The 13,885-nt window shown below is 60.1% G+C and carries 9 protein-coding genes; 6 read left to right on the top strand and 3 right to left on the bottom strand.

Translation table 11 applies throughout. The annotated features are described in order from the left end of the window. Position 1: 1 nt before the first annotated feature. Genes GA566_RS14160 through GA566_RS14145 form a run of 4 tightly spaced genes read left to right on the top strand, consistent with a single transcriptional unit; the run spans position 2 to position 7,474 of the window. Complete coding sequence (locus GA566_RS14160) at positions 2-3,256, top strand: DUF1156 domain-containing protein (RefSeq protein ID WP_160473032.1); 3,255 nt, start codon at positions 2-4, stop codon at positions 3,254-3,256. Continuing rightward, positions 3,253-3,777, top strand: coding sequence for a hypothetical protein (locus GA566_RS14155; protein WP_160473031.1), 525 nt, complete (start codon positions 3,253-3,255; stop codon positions 3,775-3,777). Before GA566_RS14160 ends, GA566_RS14155 begins: the two co-directional genes overlap by 4 nt. Continuing rightward, positions 3,777-6,557 carry a DEAD/DEAH box helicase gene (locus GA566_RS14150; protein ID WP_160473030.1) on the top strand — a complete coding sequence of 927 codons (2,781 nt, stop codon included), beginning with the start codon at positions 3,777-3,779 and terminating at the stop codon, positions 6,555-6,557. The genes GA566_RS14155 and GA566_RS14150 overlap by 1 nt, the downstream gene beginning before the upstream one ends. A gap of 44 nt (positions 6,558-6,601) precedes the next feature. Further along, a complete protein-coding gene (locus GA566_RS14145) occupies positions 6,602-7,474 on the top strand; it encodes a restriction endonuclease (protein ID WP_237380182.1) in 873 nt (290 codons plus the stop codon). 334 nt (positions 7,475-7,808) lie between these two features. Here the strand turns inward: GA566_RS14145 and GA566_RS14140 are convergent, their stop codons facing one another. Beyond that, on the bottom strand, positions 7,809-9,698 hold the full coding sequence (locus tag GA566_RS14140) for a PhoX family phosphatase (protein ID WP_160473029.1): 1,890 nt from the start codon (positions 9,696-9,698) through the stop codon (positions 7,809-7,811). Between the two features lie 417 nt (positions 9,699-10,115). Here GA566_RS14140 and GA566_RS14135 point away from each other — a divergent pair, with 417 nt between their 5' ends. Next, on the top strand, positions 10,116-11,006 hold the full coding sequence (locus GA566_RS14135; protein WP_160473028.1) for an endo alpha-1,4 polygalactosaminidase: 891 nt from the start codon (positions 10,116-10,118) through the stop codon (positions 11,004-11,006). Between the two features lie 166 nt (positions 11,007-11,172). Here GA566_RS14135 and GA566_RS14130 read toward each other — a convergent pair whose 3' ends face one another. Together GA566_RS14130 and GA566_RS14125 are read right to left on the bottom strand one after the other, a co-directional pair. Next, positions 11,173-11,673 carry a M48 family metallopeptidase gene (locus tag GA566_RS14130; RefSeq protein WP_160473309.1) on the bottom strand — a complete coding sequence of 167 codons (501 nt, stop codon included), beginning with the start codon at positions 11,671-11,673 and terminating at the stop codon, positions 11,173-11,175. 49 nt (positions 11,674-11,722) lie between these two features. Then, positions 11,723-11,947, bottom strand: coding sequence for a hypothetical protein (locus GA566_RS14125; protein ID WP_137925326.1), 225 nt, complete (start codon positions 11,945-11,947; stop codon positions 11,723-11,725). A gap of 234 nt (positions 11,948-12,181) precedes the next feature. Between GA566_RS14125 and ettA the strand changes: the two genes are divergently transcribed. Then, positions 12,182-13,849, top strand: a complete 1,668-nt coding sequence (gene ettA / locus GA566_RS14120) for an energy-dependent translational throttle protein EttA (RefSeq protein WP_137925327.1) — start codon at positions 12,182-12,184, stop codon at positions 13,847-13,849. The last annotated feature ends 36 nt before the right edge of the window (positions 13,850-13,885 follow it).

The raw sequence follows: 13,885 nt of genomic DNA, 5'->3' as shown, positions 1-13,885 counted from the left end.
CATGGCTATTACGAAGAAAAATAAGGCGGAGCTGCTCAGCGAACAGGTCGCGGCTCTGGTTGGCGCAGGTAAAGCCGTCGCGCTCGGAACGGTCGATTTCTCGGACCCCAATCGGCCCAAGACATGTCTGGAGGTCGACTTTCCGATTTTGCCGATCAACCAAGTTGCGGCTTTGGAGGGCAATTCCGGCAAGCCGATCTATCAAATGTCGAAGTGGTGGGCGCGTCGTCGTTCGAGCGTATTCCGGTCGATGTTGATCGCAGCCGCGACTAAGGCCCCCGATGACGAGCAGCATGCCGCCAAGACGGTGTGGGATTCCTACTATGCCAACCATCAGAAGCGAGGTTCGTTCAAGGACGTGAAGGTCGCGGAGATTTTCATGGGCGGCGGAACGACCATAGTCGAAGGCGCTCGGCTTGGCATGCAAATGGTTGGCAACGATCTGAATCCAGTAGCGTGGCTAGTGGTCAAAAATGAGCTCGCCCAGGTTAAAAGAAAAGAGCTCGAAGATTTGTTGGCGGCCATCGAAGATGAGGTGAAGTCGCAAATCATGCCTTACTACGCGACCACCTGTCCGCGTGGGCACAAGTCAAAGTGGATCGAGAAGGCGACAGGCCAAGTGATGGGCGACGAGTTCAATCCGCTGGCGCTGACAATAGAGCAGAAGAAGAAATACAGGTATGAAGGTCCAGAGGTGATTTACACCTTTTGGTCGAAGCATGGCCCATGCGAGGCTAATGATTGCGGCCATCGGACGCCGATCATGTCTTCCGCCGTTGTGTCGGTCAAGGAAATATCCATCAAGACATGGAGCGGCTTCGAATGCTCATGTGGGCAGACATTCCGCATTGAGCGTGACGAGGCACGCATGGCTCCTGGCGCTCCCCTCTTCGTTGCGCCAAGCGAGCAGCCTTACGCGGTAATGGATGCGGACGGCCGCTTTGCGTGCCCGCACTGCGGCAAGCAGCATCAAGACCTCAAGGCCAAGATCGATGGTAATTCGATCAATCTTGGCAAGGGCAAGAATGAAAAAATTGCGCTTACGCTTTTAGTCCACCCGGATTGGTTGAAGGGCGCGCCCGGAAAAGACAATCAAGGGCGACCGTATGGTGGGAGCGTCACGGACGATCTGGAGTCCACGCGCAGATGGAACGAAGTTCGCGCCTCGACACTCAAGTTTTTAGAGGTGCGAGGAGTTCTCCCTGACACGGTGACTTGCCCAGAAACGGGAGTGTCATTTGACCCTTCCGCTGGGACCATTCCGAAGAAATCGACGTTCACTTGCCAAGAGCCTACATGTGGTCGTGAGAATGATGTTCTTGATAGCATCAAGGCGACGGGGAAAACCGGGCCGATGGCTGCGTATGCGCAGCAGTGCTATTGTCCAGAATGCGACACTGCCGGACGTCCTTACGGTGGGCGATATTTCGAGCTTCCTAAGATCGAAGAGATCGACAAGGCCAACGAGGAGTGGAATTCGCGCAAAGACGCCGATTTGTCTGGATATTGGCCCATTAGCGAGCTGCCGTATGGATTTATGACCCACCATCTTCAAGGCGGGGTTCCGAATCATGGATTCACGCATTGGTGGACCATGTTCAATTCGCGTCAACTTTTGGTCCATGCGTCGTTGTTGAAGTCCTTGCTAACGTCGGGTGCCGCAACCTGGGAGGTCAGAGAAAGTATGCTGGGTGGCTTCCAACAGTATCTGAGAAATCAGAACATGTTCTGCTTTTGGAATGCGCAGCGGGATACACCTGAACCTCACTTCTCAAATAACAACTACCACCCGAAATCGACCGTCATTGAGAACTGTGTTTTTCCGCGTCTTGGGCGGGGGAACTGGGCTTCTTGTGTAGAAGGAGTTCTTGAAGGCGCTGATTGGTGCAAAGACCCTTGGGACACGTTAGCCAACGCTGAAATCGAAACCAAGGATAGGGCGCTGGCCAAGGCCCTGTCCGGAAAAAGCGAGAAGGTTTTTCCGGGCGATGTGGTACTCCCGAACGCCAGCATTCATTGCGGATCGTCCACCGACCTGAATTTCATTCAGAGTGGATCGCATGACCTGGTCATCACCGATCCGCCGTTTGGTGGCTTGTTGCACTACTCTGAGCTATCGGATTTCTTTTATGTGTGGCTTCGCCTTGCATTGAAGGATAAATACCCCGAAATCTTTACGGGTGAATACACTCCGAAGACTTTGGAGGCGGTGTCTAACCGGGCAAGACACCCGGACGATCCCGATGCGTTTTATGAGCGGTTGTTGACGGCATGTTGGGCGGAGTGCCATCGAATCTTGAAGCCAGGCGGCATATTGTCGTTCACCTTCCATCACAGTGAGGATGAGCCGTGGGTGGGTGTCTTGAAGAGTCTTTTCGATGCGGGATTCTATCTGGAAGCCACCTATCCGATCCGCAGCGACGAGACCAAGGGCGACGGCGAGTTTGGGTCAAAGACCATCGAATACGACATCATTCATGTCTGCCGCAAGCGCGTGGACGACCCAACACCGATCAGTTGGGCCAAGCTGCGTCGCAAGATCGTCGACGACGTGCGCGACCTCAAAGGCCTGTTGGAGCAGCACCAGGCCAGTGGTTTGCCTCGGGCCGACTTGGAGGTGATCCGTCGCGGCAAGGCGCTGGAATACTACTCGCGCCACTACGGCCATGTGTATGTCGAGAAGGGCCGCGAATTCACGCTGCTCGAAGCGCTCGCCGGCATCCATCAACTGCTGGACGACGAGCGCGATGACGCTGGCGTCGCTCCGCCCGTGCTTGCCGAAGTCCATACTCGGCAGTTTCTGCGCATCTACGACAAGTCGGTGGCGGTGGACCGCAACGACATGGTCAAGTATTTGCGCGGCACTGGCACTGCGCCATCGCTCTTTGAGGCGTACGGCTGGTGCTCGGAGGAGAAGAAGGTCTATCGCCTGTGCGACCCGCTTGAATTTGCCAAGGGCTGGCGCGGAAAGCATCGCAAGGGAATGTCGCGCGATTTGGACCAGACGCTGTTCCTGGTCGGTGCTTGCTTCAAGGACAGTGGCTTGCGGGTCGATGAAACGCTCAACAACCCCAATTTCGATCCACATCCGGCCGTGCCTGACTTGCTCGATTGGATGGCGAACCGTGGCGGGTCCAGCGAGATCCAAGCCGCCGCCCGCATAGCCAAACAGCTCTACGCCAGATGGCTTGGCGAGAACAAGGCGAAGGTCAGAGCGGCGCAAGAGCAATTTGACATGTTCGGGGAGGCGGCATGAAGAACGCGCCGATGGAAATCGACACATGGAAGCGCCAAGGCCACAGCATCCTGTGGGATGTGCCTAGGCTCGCGTCGTTTTGCAAACCGGAGGAGGCCGTCAGCCTGCGGCAATTCTGCATGCTTGGAGCTTCAGGTTGGAAGGATGTGGATGCGCTGTTGGTGAAGGACCGCGCGCTGGTGGTCGCCGGCCTCGAAGGCAGCCTTGATCCGCTCGACCCAGACGCCGCCGTCGCATGGCTTGAAGCCCATATCTATCCAATGATCTCCTCGTTTCAGCGGGAGGTGGCCTTTGGAGGCAGCCAGGCGGCTTTGATTTTCTGGTTCGCCGATGCTCGGCGCTTTGAGTATCGCCAGGCGGAGCAAGCGGCCTACTGGAAATGCAGCGCGGCCCATGGCAAGCGCGAAATTCCGATCGGTCGCTGCCTTTGGAACGGCTCCGAGCCCAACAGCCAAGAGATTCGGACGAAAGTCGACGGCGCCGCCCGCTTCGCTGGTTACTACCTCCAGCGGATTTCCTGATGTCGACATTGGTGGGCGTTTCGGCGCAAATTATCCAACCTGGCCAGCGCGTAAGACACGTCCAATTTGGCGAGGGGGTCGTTGTATCGGCGGCCTCCGATGGCTATGCGCGCGTGTTCTTCCAAGGCGGCGAGCGCCAAGTCGCCGTCGATTCGCTCCTGCCTGCGTTTGGCAAGGCGCAGCGCGTCGTCGCTAGCGTCGGCCAAGGCCGCGACCGGGCGCGCGAGGCCTGGCTTGCGTGGCAAGCCCACGTCTTGCCGTTGATGGAGAGCGCCGCGTCGCTCACTTCGGCCAAGATCGACCTGCTTCCCCACCAAGTCGTCCTCACCCACCGCGTGACCACCACGTCGCCGCGTCGCTTTCTGGTGGCCGACGAAGTGGGACTGGGCAAGACCATCGAGACCGCTCTTATCCTGCGCGAGTTGGCCAGCCGTGGCGAGCTCAAACGCGCCTTGATGGTGGTCCCCGCAGGTCTGGTCAACAACTGGCACCGCGAGCTCAACGAGGTATTTAACCTCAATTTCGAAGTGTTCGGCTCCGAGGGAGACGTGACTGACCGCAAGTCCAACGCGTTTGCAAAGCATGACCGCCTCATCGCCAGCATTGACACTTTGAAGCGCAAGGCTCGGGTGAAGAAGCTCGAAGAGGCGCCAAAGTGGGACTTGGTGGTGTTCGACGAAGCCCATCACCTGACGGCGTTCAAGTCCGGCGGCAAGGTCAAAAAGACCGAGAACTACAGGCTCGCGGAGTCCTTGCGTGACCACAGCCGCGACATGCTTTTGCTGTCGGCAACGCCTCACCAGGGCGACCACTTCCGATTCTGGATGCTGATCCAGCTTTTGGATTCCACCTTGTTCAACGCTCCCGAGGAGATGGTGCGTGAGCGCCACCGCCTCAATTCGGTCGTGGTGCGCCGGACCAAGGCCGACGCGTGCAAGCCCGATGGCACGGCGTTGTTCGCCAGGCGCTGGGTCCACACCGAATCGTTCTTGATGAACGACCGCGAACGTCTCTTCTACGCCGGGCTCAATGAATATTTGCAGGACGGCTTTGCGCTGGCCAAGAGGCAGGGCAACAAGGGGATGGCCCTAGGCTTCGTGATGACGATCTTCCAGAAGATCGCCGCGTCGAGCTTCGCGGCGGTGGCGCGCACGCTGCGCCGCCGGCTCATCGCATTGACGGTCCACGAGGCGTTGATGCACGACGAAAGCCGCGACATCGATCGCCGCGACGAATCCTTGCGTGAGGCCAAGGACTTGATCCGCTCGGAGCTGCGTCTTGGGCATGACCGCCTAGCCGATATCGAGGTCGATCAGGCTCTTGGCGACATCCAACGCAGGATTTTGAAGAAGCTCGACGAGGAGGCCATGGACATGGCCTCCAGCGTGTCCGACGAGGTCGCGTTGGCGGCGACCGAGGATTCGGCAGTGGCCTCGGTCGCTCTCGCTTTGCCGGAGGAGCGACTGCGCATCAAGGACTTGCTGCGCAGACTCCCCGAGGAGCCCGAGACCAAGGTCAAAAAGCTGTTGTTGGCATTGGGAGCGCTCTGGCGACAAGACGCGGGCGAGCGCGTGGTGATCTTTGCCACCTATCTAGGCAGCGTCGAGATGCTGGGCCAGATGATCGAGCGCGAGTATCCGGGCCAAGGCGTGGTGGTCCTAAAAGGCGGCGACCATGGTAGCAAATCGGCGGCCGAAAAGCGCTTCAAGCAGGCAGATGGGCCACGCGTGATGATCTGCACCGCAGCAGGCCGCGAGGGGCTCAACATGCAGCACGCCCGCGTGCTGTTCAATTTCGATCTGCCGTGGAACCCGATGGACATGGAGCAGCGCATCGGGCGTATCCACCGCTACGGCCAAAAGCATACCGCCCAGGTCTATAACCTGGTGTTGTCTGACACGATCGAGGGCAAGATTTTCCTGCTGCTAGATGAAAAACTCACCGAGATCGCCAAGACGCTGGGCAAGGTCGATGAGCGCGGCGAGGTCGCCGAGGACCTGCGCTCCCAAATCTTGGGCCAGCTCTCCGAGCGCCTGAGCTACGAGAAGCTCTACGCAGAGGCGCTTGGCGATCCAGAGCTCAAACGCACGCGCGTCGAGTTGGAGGCCGCGATGACCAACGCGAGCCAGGCGCAAGCTGTGGTCTTTGAATTGTTTCAAGACCTCGGCGGCTTCAACATCGACGAATACAAGCCGCTGTCGGACACGTCGGCAGGCATGGGAGCGTTGGAGCGATTCATCCAATCGGCCGTCGAATCAGATGGCAAGAAGTTCGTGCCAGCCGGTCCCGGCGCGTGGCAAGTGGTGGGCGCCGATGGAGCCACGGTCGAAGCCAGCTTCGTGTCTGACCGCGACCGGGCCTTGGCCGACGAGCATCTATCCTTGCTGGGCCTCGATCATCCGCTGATCGCTGGCTATCTTGGTGCCCTTAGGGCGACGGCGGCTGAGGACTTGGGCTTGTCGGTGACAGGCTCGGGAGGACGCCTTGGCGTGCTGTCGCTTTGGCATGTAGTCGCCACCGACGAGAAGCACCGCCAGCGCTCGCTCATCATACCGCTGGCGGTGGATGCAGAGGGCAAGCGTTCGCCGTCCATGGAGAAATTTGCCGATCAATTGTTCGACGCCGAGCCATCCGCGCCAGCTTTGAGACGCGAACAGGCTTTGGATAGGCTCGCGACAGTTATAGAGCCTATGTTGCATCGGGATTTGGTTCACAGGGGACTGGTCAAGCCTGGCCAAGCTTACGAGGCCGATTTGGTCGGATGGGTCGAGGTCGTCTAGCAGGGAAGCGTGGCGAATACAAGGAAAGGTGGGGGAGTTAGGGGATGCCAAACGTTCGTTCCATCGATATGCTTTTCTTGGAAGACCTGCTTGGCATGGGCAGCGGGTATGTCCTCAATTTCTCCGACAGGACCTTTTCCCAGTTTTTCGCCGAAGAACTCAACTGCGATATCGACGATCCCGCGTATGCGGTGAACGGCAGGTCAAAAGGCAAGCGGCTTCGCTGCTTTCTGCAAACGGTCGATATTCCCACCGTCGTCCGTACGCTCAAGGCGCTATGGGAATATCGTGAGGCCGTGCGCGTTCGCGATCAACAGCCGGACACCGTGGAGAACGCCGAAGGGCGGCTGTTGGCGTTGATCAATCGGTTGGAAGGCAAGCCCGAGGCGGTCAAGCCTGCCGGCCAGGCGCCTGCGCCGGCATTCGATCGTCCACGGCTCGTTCAGCTCAAGGCTGAGCTACTCGCGCTCCACCAGCTCGCTCCTCAAGCGCGAGGCTATGCCTTTGAAAAACTGCTCCGCGAGATTTTCAACGTCTATGAATTGGAAGCCCGCGAGCCGTTTCGCCTGCGGGGCGAGCAGATAGATGGTAGCTTTCAGCTCTCGAATGAGACCTACTTGCTCGAAGCCAAGTGGCAGGGCGATCAAATTGGGGTCGCCGACCTGCACACGTTCCACGGCAAGCTCGAACAGAAAGCGGCTTGGACGCGCGGTCTCTTCGTCAGCAATAGCGGCTTCACCGAGGACGGGCTCGCTGCTTTCGGCCGAGGCAAGCGGGTGATCTGCATGGATGGCCTCGATCTGCACGATACGATGCATCGGGAGATTCCGCTCAATCACGTCCTCGACCGAAAAGTAAGGAGAGCCGCTGAAACGGGCTCTCCGTTTGCTCGCGTGCGAGACCTATTTCCAAGCTGACTGTTGAGTGAACGAGCGGTCGTTGTGGATCAGGAAGCCAAATTTGATGTGCTGGGCTGGGCGAGCCGGAGAGCTCGCTAAGCGAAGGAGGCTCGAGATGGAGTTGTTCTGCTCCAAAATGCCTACGTACGATCCAGTACGAATGACTATCTTGGGTCTGGATGCGGTCAGGTCATTGATGTTGGTACATTTGTTGGTATGCAGGCGCGTGTTTTGGTGATTCTCTATTGATTTTATTGTGTTTTTTGCTTCATTGTGGGTGCTGCAGCCGCACCAGTTTCCAGTAAAAAAGCCACGCGAAAGCGTGGCTTTTTTACTTCTTCCCTCGTGGATATCACCCTCCCACCGGCTTCCCATCCTTGTGCCGCACCACCACCGTCGAAGACCTCGACGGCAGGTTCGCGTCCGGCCAGTTCCCACCGGCCACCCCAGTCCCCGTCGGATGCTGGATGTTCACGAAGAATGTCGTCAGGTCCGGCGTATAGGCCAGGCCGGTGATTTCGCACCCTTGAGGTCCGACCAGCAGGCGTCGCACTTCCTTCGTTACCTGATCGACGTAGTGCATCGAGTTCGCACCGAAGGTGTTTGTGATGGACGTGCCGGTGCCGGCGTCGGTTTGTACCCAGAGGCGGCCCTTCGGGTCGACGCGGATGCCGTCGGGGCTGCTGAAGGTGGCGCCCTTCATGTTGCCATGCAGATTGGACGTCGCAAGCGAGGGGTCGCCGGCGAGTAGCAGGATTTCCCACTTGAACTTGGTGGCGAGCGGGGAGTCGCCGTCTTCGCGCCAGCGGATGATGTGGCCGTGCGAGTTGTTGTTGCGCGGGTTGGCTGCGTCGATTTGCACGCGGCTGCCGTTGTTGGTCAGCGTGCAGTAGATGGTCTTGTCGAGGCCCACCGTGATCCACTCGGGGCGATCCATCAGCGTGGCGCCTGCCACGCGGGCGGCGGCCTTGGTGTTGATCAGGACGTCTGACTGGGTGTTGAAGTCGACGTTGACCGGCACTACCACGCCCGGGGCGGCCTGGGTCCAGTTGCCCGGGTCCGAGGCGCCGGCGGTGAGGCCGTTCTTGCCCTGGGTCAGTTCGATCCAGTCGCCGGTGCCGTCGGCATTGAACTTGGCCGCGTAGAGCGTGCCGTTGTCGAGCAGGCTGGCGTTGTTCAGGCGATTGGTGGCGTCGAACGCGGCGCTCGGGATGAATTTGTAGATGCAGCCAGGCGTGCCGTCGTCGCCCATGTAGAACGCCACGCGATTGTCTGCGGTGGTCATGAACGCGGTGTTCTCGTGGTCGAAGCGGCCCATGGCGGTGCGCTTCACGGGCAGGCCGCTGATCTGCTGGAGCGGGTCGATCTCGACCACCCAGCCGTAGCCTTCGTCGGCGTGCGTCGGGTCGAGGTAGTTGTCGGTGGTTTCCTCGCACGTCAGGTACGTGCCCCACGGCGTATGGCCGCTGGAGCAGTTGTTGAGCGTGCCGATGACCACGGGGCCCACGGCGGCTGCGGCCGGGCCGGACACGCGGTAAGACGTGTTGCCGGAGTAGCGCTTGTTGTAGAGCGAGTTGCGCTTGACTTCCCACTTGCCGGCCACGAGTTCGATCTCGATGACGGACACGCCTACCGACGACAGCACGATGCGTTTCTGCTCGGGCGTGGCGGTGGCGGGGTCGTATGAGCCGGACATCAGGATGGCGGCATCCGGTGCTTCGTGGTTCATCACGAGCAGGCCGCCCTTTTGCGGATCGACGCCGGGGATTTCATAGAAGTGCATGCCGTCGTGATTGCCGCCGGCCTGCTGCTCCGTTTCCATCGACGTCTGGAACGCCCCCTTGTAACCGGCTGCGCCCGGAGCGACCGGGTCGCCTGCCGAGAATATCGTGTAGGTCTCGTAGTTCTCGGCTACGGTCACCTTGTTGGCCGTGATCTTCGAGTCCAGGCCCTTGAAGTTGACGCTGTAGTCGAGCGGTTGCTGGCCGGGCGTTGGCGCAGGGGCCGGAGCCGGTGCAGGGGCGGGCGCCGGTGCGGCGGTGTTGTCGTCGTCGCCACCGCATGCGGCGAGGAGCGTGCCGCCGCCGAAGGCGGACAGCAGCGACATGCCGAGACTGCCGCGCAGTACGCGGCGACGGGCCGGGTTGGCGGCCACCAGTTCTTCGAGCGTTTGGCCCGGCACTGACTTGTTGCCTTCTGCTTCGCGGCGCGGCGCGCGCAGCTTGTCGGTGATGTACGACATGATCGTTCCTCCAGTCTTTTGCGGGAAGGCGCGCGTTGCGTGACGCGCGCCGGTTCAGGGACAGCCGCAGATACTAGGGAAGCGATATGTCTTTTTCGTTACACAATGACTGCACAATCGGCGATCTTCGATCTGGCTTGGGCCGACTTCGGCATCCCCCTTCAATCTCCAGAATCCTCAACCGATAACTTCTAAGCGGACAAGTCCCGTAAGGGTGGCGGAGTTCGATGACAGTCCTGTGGCGTGACGACAGGGCGGTGAGTTGTCCAGTCATCGACGCTTGTCTCGCGCATAATCGGTGCCACACCGTACTGACCCTTCCTGAAAAGGGCATCCCCGCGCCGGTGGCCGGCCACGCGGGGGACTAACAATCCGGCCGATTTTTTTTCTGTTGGGTACAACTGGAGAGGTCAATCTATGGAACGCAGGAAAGCAGGCCGGGGGCTTGCGCGCGTGGCAATGGCGGCGATCGTCGGGACAGTGGCCGCATGCGGTGGCGGTGGTGACGACGATGGCAATTCGGTGGTGCGCGTGTCGGAGGCAACAACGTTGTCACCTACCGCAACGTCGAGCGCGGTGACACCGGCGCGGTGGATTCCATCGCTGACCGATACGTGGCAACTGCAGTTGCAGGGCACGATCAATACGAGCTACAACGCGGCAGTGTTCGACATCGACCTGTTCGATACGCCGCAGGCCACCATCGATAACCTGAAGGCGCAGGGCAAACGCGTGGTCTGCTACTTCTCGGCAGGCAGCAGCGAAAACTGGCGCCCGGATTTCTCGAAGTTCAAGGCCGCCGATATGGGTAATGCACTCGATGGCTGGGCGGGCGAACGTTGGCTCGACACGCGATCGGCCAACGTGCGTACGATCATGAAAGCGCGCATGGACCTCGCCAGGGCGAAGGGCTGCGATGGGGTCGATCCCGACAATGTCGACGGCTACACCAATAAGCCGGGCTTGCCGCTGACAGCAGCCACGCAGCTCGACTACAACCGCTTCCTGGCAACCGAAGCGCATGCGCGCGGACTGGCCGTGGGATTGAAGAACAGTGTGGACCAGTTGGGTGATCTGGCTTCGTCGTTCGATTTCGCGGTGAACGAGTCGTGCTTCAGGTACAACGAATGCGCGGGTTACTCGGCGTTCACCGTACAGGGCAAGCCTGTGTTCAACGTGGAGTATCAGACGAAGTGGAAGGACGCCACCACGCGCAAGACGCTATGCGCGAAGGCCAAGGCGTTGAACCTGCGGACGTTGGTGCTGCCGTTGGCGTTGAATGACAAGTATCGGTATAGCTGCGATTGATTTTCGCAGCGCGATCAGTCGTTATGCGCTCCCCTCTCCCGCGATAGTGGGAGAGGGGTGGGGGAGAGGGCAAAGGCTTGTATTGCGACTGATCGCAATTTGAACCGCTGAGCCCTCTCCCCCTGCCCCTCTCCCGCCTTGCGGGAGAGGGGAGCAAACAAGGGGTTCAGCGAGCCCCTCGCGTCTTTTCCACTTCCCGCCACGCCAGATACACCCGCGTATCAAACTCCAACTGGTGATAACGCGGTTCCATGTGTTCGCACAGCCGATAGAACGCCTTGTCGTGGTCGCTCTCTTTCAAATGGGCGAGTTCGTGCACGACGATCATGCGCAGGAAATCGGCGGGTGCGTCCTTGAATAGCGACGCCACGCGGATTTCCTTTTTTGCCTTGAGCTTGCCACCCTGTACGCGCGAGATGGCTGTGTGCAGGCCGAGCGCGTGTTGTGCGGTGTCGAGCCGCGCGTCGTAGCCCACCTTGTGCAGCGGCGGCGCGCTGCGCAGGTATTCCTGCTTGAGTTCGGCGGTGTATTCGTAGAGCGCGCGATCCGTCTGGATGATGTGGCGCTCGGGATAGCGGCGTGCGATGTGGTCGCCCAGCGTGCCGGCTGCGAGGGCAGCGCGCACCTGGTCGAGCACGTTGGGCGGATAGCCGCCCAGGAATCGCATCGGGTCTTTCACGCCCGGCCGCCAGCCTTCGGTCATCGCCAATCGTCAATCAGTGGTGGTGATGGTGCTGGTGCATCCAGCTGTTGTCCGTCGAGTTGACGAACGACGCGACGGCGTCCTTGTCGCCGGTGGCGTGGCGCATCAGTTCGCCGCACTTGCAGATGCCTTGGTACGGCATGATGTGCGAGCAGGCCGAGGTCTTTTGCAGATACAGCGTGACGGGTTTCGTGCACTTCTTGCACTTGAACTTCAGGGTCAGGGCGGGTTTGCTCATCGCAATTCGGAAGATATCGGAGAAATTCGGGGGTGATGGAAGCACCGTGAAGGCGCTCCAAAGAACCCGGTATTGTACCGGCCGTGCCGGATCAATGCGTGGGTGCCACGTGGGTGATGCGGGGATGGCATTGAGTCCTGCCATCCGTTTGCTACACTCCCGCCATTCCCTCGCGGTGCGCCCAGCGCAGCCGCCTTCCTCCGCATTCCACAGCACTCAACCGAACCCGCTCCCATGGCACAGTACGTTTTCACCATGAACCGCGTGGGCAAGATCGTTCCGCCCAAGCGTCACATTCTCAAGGACATCTCGCTGTCCTTCTTCCCCGGCGCCAAGATCGGCGTGCTGGGCCTGAACGGCTCGGGCAAGTCCACGCTGCTGAAGATCATGGCCGGCCTCGACAAGGAAATCGAGGGCGAAGCTACGCCGATGCCGAACCTGAACATCGGCTATCTGTCGCAGGAGCCGCAGCTCGATCCCGAGCAGACCGTTCGTGAATCGGTGGAAGCCGGGCTGGGCGGCGTGTTCGAAGCGCGCAAGAAGCTCGACGAAATTTATGCGGCCTACGCCGAGCCGGACGCCGACTTCGACGCGCTGGCCGCCGAGCAGGCCAAGTACGAAGCCATCCTGGCTGCCAGCGATGGCAACAACGCCGAGCTGCAGCTCGACATCGCCGCCGATGCGCTGCGCCTGCCGCCGTGGGACGCCAAGATCGGCAACCTGTCCGGTGGTGAAAAGCGCCGTGTGGCACTGTGCCGCCTGCTTCTGTCGCGCCCCGACATGCTGCTGCTCGACGAACCGACCAACCACCTGGACGCCGAGTCCGTGGACTGGCTCGAACAGTTCCTGACGCGCTTCCCGGGCACCGTGGTGGCCGTGACCCACGATCGCTACTTCCTCGATAACGCCGCCGAGTGGATTCTCGAACTGGATCGCGGCCATGGCATTCCGTGGAAGGGCAACTACAGCTCGTGGCTGGAGCAGAAGGAAAACCGGCTGAAGCAGGAAGAGTCGAGCGAGTCGGCCCGCCAGAAGGCGTTGAACAAGGAACTGGAGTGGGTGCGCCAGAATCCGAAGGGCCGTCAGGCCAAGTCGAAGGCGCGTCTCGCGCGCTTTGACGAACTGAACAGCCAGGAATACCAGAAGCGCAACGAAACCCAGGAAATCTTCATCCCTGTGGGCGAGCGTCTGGGCAATGAAGTGATCGAATTCGAGAACGTCAGCAAGAGCTTTGGCGATCGACTGCTGATCGACAATCTCAGCTTCAAGGTGCCGCCGGGCGCCATCGTCGGCATCATCGGGCCGAACGGCGCCGGTAAATCGACGTTCTTCAAGATGCTCACCGGCAAGGAACAGCCGGATAGCGGCGAGATCAAGGTCGGCCCTACGGTGAAGATGGCATTCGTGGACCAGAGCCGCGATGCGCTGGATGGCACGAAGACCGTGTTCGAGGAAATCTCGGGCGGCTCCGATGTGCTGACCGTGGGCCGCTACGAAACGCCGTCGCGCGCCTACATCGGCCGCTTCAACTTCAAGGGCGGCGACCAGCAGAAAACCGTGGGCTCGCTGTCAGGCGGTGAACGCGGTCGCCTGCATATGGCCAAGACGCTGATCGAAGGCGGCAACGTGCTGCTGCTGGACGAACCGTCGAACGACCTCGACGTGGAAACGCTGCGCGCGCTGGAAGACGCACTGCTGGAGTTCGCCGGCTGCGTCATGGTGATCTCCCACGATCGCTGGTTCCTGGATCGTATCGCTACGCACATCCTGGCCTTCGAAGGCGATTCGCACGTGGAGTTCTTCCCGGGCAATTACCAGGAATACGAAGCGGACAAGAAGAAGCGCCTGGGTGAAGAAGCTGCGAAGCCGAAGCGGATCCGGTACAAGCCGATCATGCGTTGATTGGTTCTTGCGCTTTTGTTTTGCTCCCCTCTCCCG

Source organism: Cupriavidus sp. SW-Y-13, assembly GCF_009793345.1.
In the GTDB taxonomy this organism is placed as follows: Bacteria; Pseudomonadota; Gammaproteobacteria; order Burkholderiales; family Burkholderiaceae; genus Cupriavidus.
Note: the sequence above shows the minus strand (reverse complement) of the source record. Positions and strands in the feature narration are given on the sequence as shown.

What these genes read in the sequence shown, in the direction of transcription:
- GA566_RS14160 (WP_160473032.1), top strand. Translation starts at nt 2, where the DNA reads ATGGCTATTACGAAGAAAAATAAGGCGGAGCTGCTCAGCGAACAGGTC.
- GA566_RS14155 (WP_160473031.1), top strand. Translation starts at nt 3,253, where the DNA reads ATGAAGAACGCGCCGATGGAAATCGACACATGGAAGCGCCAAGGCCAC.
- GA566_RS14150 (WP_160473030.1), top strand. Translation starts at nt 3,777, where the DNA reads ATGTCGACATTGGTGGGCGTTTCGGCGCAAATTATCCAACCTGGCCAG.
- GA566_RS14145 (WP_237380182.1), top strand. Translation starts at nt 6,602, where the DNA reads ATGCCAAACGTTCGTTCCATCGATATGCTTTTCTTGGAAGACCTGCTT.
- GA566_RS14140 (WP_160473029.1), bottom strand. Translation starts at nt 9,698, where the DNA reads ATGTCGTACATCACCGACAAGCTGCGCGCGCCGCGCCGCGAAGCAGAA.
- GA566_RS14135 (WP_160473028.1), top strand. Translation starts at nt 10,116, where the DNA reads ATGGAACGCAGGAAAGCAGGCCGGGGGCTTGCGCGCGTGGCAATGGCG.
- GA566_RS14130 (WP_160473309.1), bottom strand. Translation starts at nt 11,673, where the DNA reads ATGCGATTCCTGGGCGGCTATCCGCCCAACGTGCTCGACCAGGTGCGC.
- GA566_RS14125 (WP_137925326.1), bottom strand. Translation starts at nt 11,947, where the DNA reads ATGAGCAAACCCGCCCTGACCCTGAAGTTCAAGTGCAAGAAGTGCACG.
- ettA (WP_137925327.1), top strand. Translation starts at nt 12,182, where the DNA reads ATGGCACAGTACGTTTTCACCATGAACCGCGTGGGCAAGATCGTTCCG.